Origin of the sequence: Neobacillus drentensis (genome assembly GCF_036962765.1) — a bacterium.
GTDB lineage: Bacteria > Bacillota > Bacilli > Bacillales > Cytobacillaceae > Neobacillus > Neobacillus drentensis_C.
In genome coordinates, this window is the sequence record NZ_JBALOS010000078.1 from 1 (window position 1) to 5,831 (window position 5,831).

Below are 5,831 nucleotides of genomic sequence, written 5' to 3' on the forward strand. Positions count from 1 at the left end.
ATGTTCTACAGTTGGAAATGGGTCATAGAAACGATGTAACAGTATTTTCCATTCCTGATAATCGTTTGATTGCCTAAATCCAACTGTATGGTCTTCTAATGTTTCCCACTTCACCAGTAATAAATATTTTCCTTTCACTTCGATACACCGCTGCAATTCGTGTGATATGTAACCTTTCATCGACACAATGATGTCTGAGGCCTTTCGAAATGCTTTCTCATATTCCTCTTCCATCCCAGGTATTACTTTAAGCAAAACTGCTTCCAATATCATGTAATTCCCTCCTTTTTAAAAGTATAGCATTGAACAAGGATTATATCTTCTCTGACAACATCGATCTAGAACATATTTAATACCTACTCACACCCAACTTGTTATACGTGCATAACATGCCTATGAGCTAACTTCAAAATAAGAGGTGAAGAATATATATGGTATCGTATATGGATTATACATCCCCATCCACTCAATTCACATTTGACGTTAATCAGAGCCCTCTCTTCAAAAAAGACAACCAAAACTATATAAATGTACTAGGTATTAAACAATTAAATACACTGGAAAATGTGTCACTGTTGGATATTTTCTTAAGTACAAATAATGTCGTGGAACCGCATTATCACCAAAATGCAGCGGAGCTGGTATATTGTATTTCTGGTTCAGCTACCGTATCCATTCTGAATCCATTTACAAAACAGATCCTCAATTTCACGATTACACCTGGACAGGTGGCGAATGTTCCGCAAGGTTGGTGGCATTACGAGATCGCCTTAGTTGATAACACTCATCTTTTGGCAATTTTTAATGCACCCACTCCAGAAGTAATTTTAGGATCAGATATCTTAAAATTTACTCCTGACAATATCATGTCACATACCTACTGTCTGGATGAGAATCAATGGAAACAAGTAATTGCACCCGTTAAACCGTCAACCTATATTGGTCCCTATAAGGATTGTAACCAGGGAATAGGAAATTCAACAAATCAATCTGTAAATCAACAGTATCAACAGCCCCAATATATTCCACAATACCCACAAACACCTTATGTCCCTCAATATCATCGATATTGGGGGTAACAAAGAAGGGATTGCTACCGGTAGCAGTCCCTTCTCAATTTCACCCCGTATATCGGTAATTAAATACCTATATCAAACTCTGTAACATACACAGCATTTCCCATTATCTCTATTTCAAAATGATCCTTATTTTTAGAGACCTTTACCATAACACGGCCATCTTTATCCATTTCCTGGCCTTGTTCTACCAAAAGACTTAACGATGTCTCAAAATTGTTCATTATGTAGGTAGTGAAATAGGCTCCCATTACACCAGATGCAGTTCCTGTCACTGGGTCCTCGGTCGTACCAGAATATGGGGATGAAAAGTGTCGCCCGTGCATTTGAGCATGTTCATCATAGGTTTCTAAGCAAAAAGGATGAATGGATGCGTTTGGCATCTCTTTTAAAATTGTAGGGAATAAGTAATTATTAGGTTTCATCATTTTAAAAATATTCAATTTCTTTATGGGAATCAATAACGTCCAATTACCTGTACTCCCATAAACTATCGGGAATTTATCATCGATATCAACTTGTGTTAATCCAATCGCGTGGACCAAGTCGTTTTTCGAGCCCTCAAATTCGATAAATTGTGGGGATGCCTGTTTCATTGTAATCAATATTTCCCCATTAATAGTGGCATTTATTTTTATTGGTAATATTCCTGCTTTGGTTTCAATCGTCAGATCTGTTTTATCTGAAAGCAACCCCTTTTCTATTAGTGCCACAATCGTTGCAATCGTGCCGTGTCCACAAAGGTTCATTTCGTGGCCGGGTGTAAAATAACGCATTCGTAGATCAGCAACCTCTGATTTTATTGGAAAAGCAGTCTCATTAAATCCCACTTTTGAAGCTACTTCCTGCATTTCTGCATCAGTAAGAGCATCCCCATTTAACACTACCCCGGCAGGATTCCCTTTATTCGCTTCGCTGCTAAATGCATCATAATGATAAACCTTAACGGATTTCATGCTTAAAATCTCCCTCCTGCCATACTAAATATGTATAATATTTCGATAATTCAAAAAAACCAAATGAAGATTAATAATAGTATATAAAAAAGATTACGTCAATATTTTGGATAAGATTGTCCTCTTGAGAGATTACGAATTTTTCTTTTATAAATCCTCTGAGGTGTATTTTTCATCACACCTTCTCTTCCCTGCCGGATGTACAATCGAAATGAATCCATCCTAGCAAAGGAGTTGAGGTATTCTCGGAGGGTTAGCAGTTTAACAGTCTAGTAAGCATACATATGAATCTAAAAAAAACGTAGGAGGAGTTCTATTGTTCAAATTATTGATTTTCGCTTTGATTGCTATTACCTTGGTGTTGATAAGTATCTTAATTGATGGACTAATGAAGATATATAAGGAAGAAAAGGACGCTGAAAAAAATGTGGTCCGCGATGGAATGGAGGGCTATTTGGATCAAACGTTTGGAATTGGACCAGTAAAAATATTTAAAACGATGTTTGATGCCGATGGTAATGTAAGATATTTGATCTATTTGCCAGAGTATCAATGGTTCAAATCCCCAAATTACAAATGGTATGAAGTGTATGCCACCAAAAACGGCTTTCAACATCATGAGGTCGAAGGATGATTTCGATGACTTGACAATGACCACCCCATAGAATTTCTATGGGGTGGTCATTGTTTTTTGGAGAATCTACCATTTCAGGTGATTTTAATAGTGTTTCAGTCCTGTCACGAAAAACTACTTAATCATTCACTTGATTGGGCTTGAGTTGATTTCTGGACTTGAGTTACCGCTGTTAGGGCAGACGAAATTTCATTTGAAGCTTGTTTAATGGCTTCCTCTGCCAGTGTTGGGTCGGAATTGGCTTTTTCAATTGCTTTTGTTAATAATTCTTGCGTGAGTGATACATTTGCCTTTGCTTGGTTTAGTTGGTTTACATCAATTTGAGTCATGCCCATCTCTCCTTTTGTTTTGAAATTACCTCTATATCATCACCCCGCTTTTCATTTTTATTTAAGGCAAAATTTACTCACATTACCTTGTTCTTTTTAGATTAAATTTACATTTAAAAATATAAAGTAAAGTTTGTGCCGATTTAATTGATCACCTTGTAATTGTAAGTATACATTGGATATTACAAATAAAGTTTATAAATACATAAATCTACATTTATGGCTGAACCCGTTTCTTGGCAATCAATAAAAAAATGACTGGGAGTTTACCTTCCAGCCATTTTTATGATTATTTACTTAACATTTTCGAGGATCGTTGCTACACCTTGTCCTCCACCGACACATAATGTAGCTAAACCAAAGCGGTTTTCTCTTTTCTTCATTTCATGAATTAAAGTCACCAAAATTCTTGCTCCACTCGCACCGATTGGATGACCAAGTGCAATGGCACCACCATTTACATTTAACTTTTCTTTCCCAAAGTGAAGCTCTCGATCCACTGAAATAGATTGAGCTGCAAATGCCTCGTTTGCTTCAATTAAGTCAATGTCTTCTAAGGACAAAGACGCTGAATTTAGAGCTTTTTTCACAGCTGGGACAGGTCCAATTCCCATAATACTTGGATCCACACCTGCGGTAGCATTCGCTTTGATTGATACCAAAGGCGTAATTCCTAATTCCTCTGCCTTTTTACGGCTCATGACAACAAATGCGGCAGCACCGTCGTTAATTCCTGAAGCATTTGCGGCAGTAACTGTCCCATCCTTCTTGAATGCAGGACGAAGTTTACCTAATCCTTCTACTGTCGTTCCAAACCGAGGGAACTCATCTTGGCTGAATAATGTCACTTGTCCTTTACGGCCAGGGACCTCGACAGGAACAATTTCATCAGCAAAACGATTGGATTCAATCGCTGCTTGTGCCTTTTGCTGACTCCAAGCGGCAAATTCATCTTGTTCAGCACGTGAGATTTCATATTTTTCTGCAAGATTTTCAGCTGTAACCCCCATATGGTAGTTGTTTTCCGCACACACTAAACCATCCTGAAGCATGCTGTCTAAAATTTTCTGATCTCCCATTTTAAATCCATTACGGCCACCTTTTAACAAGTATGGAGCCTGACTCATATTTTCCATTCCACCTGCAACCACTACTTCTGCTTCGCCAGAAAGAATTGCTTGGGTAGCTAAGTGAACCGCTTTTAAACCTGAACCACAGAGCATATTTATCGTCATTGCTGTTGCCTCTTGAGGTATACCTACGGCGAGAGATGATTGTCTTGCTGGATTTTGGCCCAATCCTGCTTGTAAAACGTTCCCCATAATGACTTGGTCTACATCATTTGGATTAATTCCAGCTTTTTGAATGGCTCCTTTAATTACAGTAGTACCTAACTGGGTAGCCGAAACATTTTCTAAACTCCCCAGAAAACTTCCAATCGGTGTTCTTACAGCACTTACAATTACTACGTCATTTACTGGCATCCTAATCTCCTCCAACCTATTTATGTACTCGAATAATAATTCCTCACAAATATTACTACATTCAGCCGTACTTTTTGCGACAAACTATTCGACAAATTCAGAGTTATCTATTTTTTGCCATCCCATTTCATTGTGCTAAATTCGCTGGTAAGCTCTATTGGAAATGAGTAAGAAAATCAACTAACAGCAATGGATAAGCAGTAAAACGTAAAAAAATAAATCAATGGGAAATGGCGGATTGTTCATGCTGAATTTTGACAAACTTTGTAGAAAAGTTTTTTGATAATTAATTTTCAATATTATTTAAAAATAAAAAAATAGAGAGAAAATTATTATTTTCTCCCTTAGCTTTTGCACAATTGTTTATATGACTAAACCGCCATCCACACTTAGGATCGTCCCGTTTATATAACTAGCCTTATCTGAAGCTAAAAATAAGTACGCTGCGGCAATATCTTCTGGTTTTCCTAGCTTCTTAAGCGGGGTCTTTTCCTTCATCATTTGAAGTACTTTATCTGGTACCGCTGCAGTCATGCCTGTTTCAATGAATCCTGGTGCGACTGCATTGACCCTGATCCCTTTGGGACCAAATTCTTTCGCCCAGCTTTTGGTCAGTCCGATCACCCCAGCTTTTGTCGCAGCATAGTTAGTTTGGCCAATATTCCCGTACAAACCAACTACAGAAGATGCGTTAAGAATGACACCTGACCCCTGTTTTAACATAATGGGAGCTACCGCCTTTGTGCATTTAAAAACACCTGATAGGTTTACAGAAATTACCTTTTCCCATTCGGATTCCTCCATTTTTGTTAGAAATCCATCAAGTGTAATTCCAGCATTGTTAATTAAGACATCAATCCGGTTATACTTTTTTACTGTGGAACGAACCATCTCTTCAATCTGGACGCTATTTGTTACATCCACTTTAAAAAAATCTACCTTTTCACTATTAAATTCTTCCAATGCGGTTTGTCCAGCCGACTCATCATAATCACAAATTACGACCCTTGCACCCTCTTGTAGNNCTTTTCCAATCCCCTGTGCCCCACCTGTAATTAACACGACTTTTTCATTATACTGCAATAATATCACCTCGTTTTTTCTTTTCAAAAAAGACATATAGGTACAACATCATCCTTAGGCAAATGAGTAAAGAAATCCACTACAAACAATGTCATTGGAGCAATACTATGATCACAGCAACAAACCATTTATACCCATATCTATGATGGATTATCCCTATTTATCACTTTTCTTAAATTCGTAAAGAAATTGCATCAAAGTGAGAATTTTGTCAAAAAATGAAGAATTGTTTTTGGATCATTTACAATAATTTATCTTTTAAATTTTTC

General features: G+C 37.3%; 7 protein-coding genes. 2 read left to right on the forward strand and 5 right to left on the reverse strand.

Annotated features, from left to right (window positions below; genetic code table 11):
* Positions 1-273: antibiotic biosynthesis monooxygenase family protein (locus V7137_RS11445; RefSeq protein ID WP_335698203.1), on the reverse strand; the 273-nt coding region annotated here is incomplete at its 3' end.
* Positions 274-431: 158 nt separating this feature from the next.
* On the opposite strand from V7137_RS11445, the gene V7137_RS11450 reads away from it, so the two are divergent.
* Complete coding sequence (locus V7137_RS11450) at positions 432-1,079, forward strand: cupin domain-containing protein (RefSeq protein ID WP_335698204.1); 648 nt, start codon at positions 432-434, stop codon at positions 1,077-1,079.
* Positions 1,080-1,138: 59 nt separating this feature from the next.
* On the opposite strand, the gene V7137_RS11455 is transcribed toward V7137_RS11450, so the two are convergent.
* A complete protein-coding gene (locus V7137_RS11455) occupies positions 1,139-2,032 on the reverse strand; it encodes a PhzF family phenazine biosynthesis isomerase (protein ID WP_335698205.1) in 894 nt (297 codons plus the stop codon).
* Between the two features lie 316 nt (positions 2,033-2,348).
* Here V7137_RS11455 and V7137_RS11460 point away from each other — a divergent pair, with 316 nt between their 5' ends.
* A complete protein-coding gene (locus V7137_RS11460; RefSeq protein ID WP_335698206.1) occupies positions 2,349-2,666 on the forward strand; it encodes a hypothetical protein in 318 nt (105 codons plus the stop codon).
* Between the two features lie 122 nt (positions 2,667-2,788).
* On the opposite strand, the gene V7137_RS11465 is transcribed toward V7137_RS11460, so the two are convergent.
* The 3 genes from V7137_RS11465 to V7137_RS11475 form a co-directional block, all read right to left on the reverse strand.
* Positions 2,789-2,995: a hypothetical protein gene (locus V7137_RS11465; RefSeq protein WP_335698207.1), complete on the reverse strand. Its 207-nt coding sequence runs from the start codon at positions 2,993-2,995 to the stop codon at positions 2,789-2,791.
* Positions 2,996-3,288: 293 nt separating this feature from the next.
* The gene (locus tag V7137_RS11470; protein ID WP_335698208.1) at positions 3,289-4,479 is read right to left on the reverse strand and encodes an acetyl-CoA C-acetyltransferase; all 1,191 of its coding nucleotides are present in this window, start codon (positions 4,477-4,479) and stop codon (positions 3,289-3,291) included.
* A 363-nt stretch (positions 4,480-4,842) separates the two neighbouring features.
* Positions 4,843-5,598 (reverse strand): beta-ketoacyl-ACP reductase, encoded by a 756-nt coding sequence (locus V7137_RS11475; RefSeq protein WP_438825618.1) that lies wholly within the window; start codon positions 5,596-5,598, stop codon positions 4,843-4,845.
* Between the last annotated feature and the right edge of the window lie 233 nt (positions 5,599-5,831).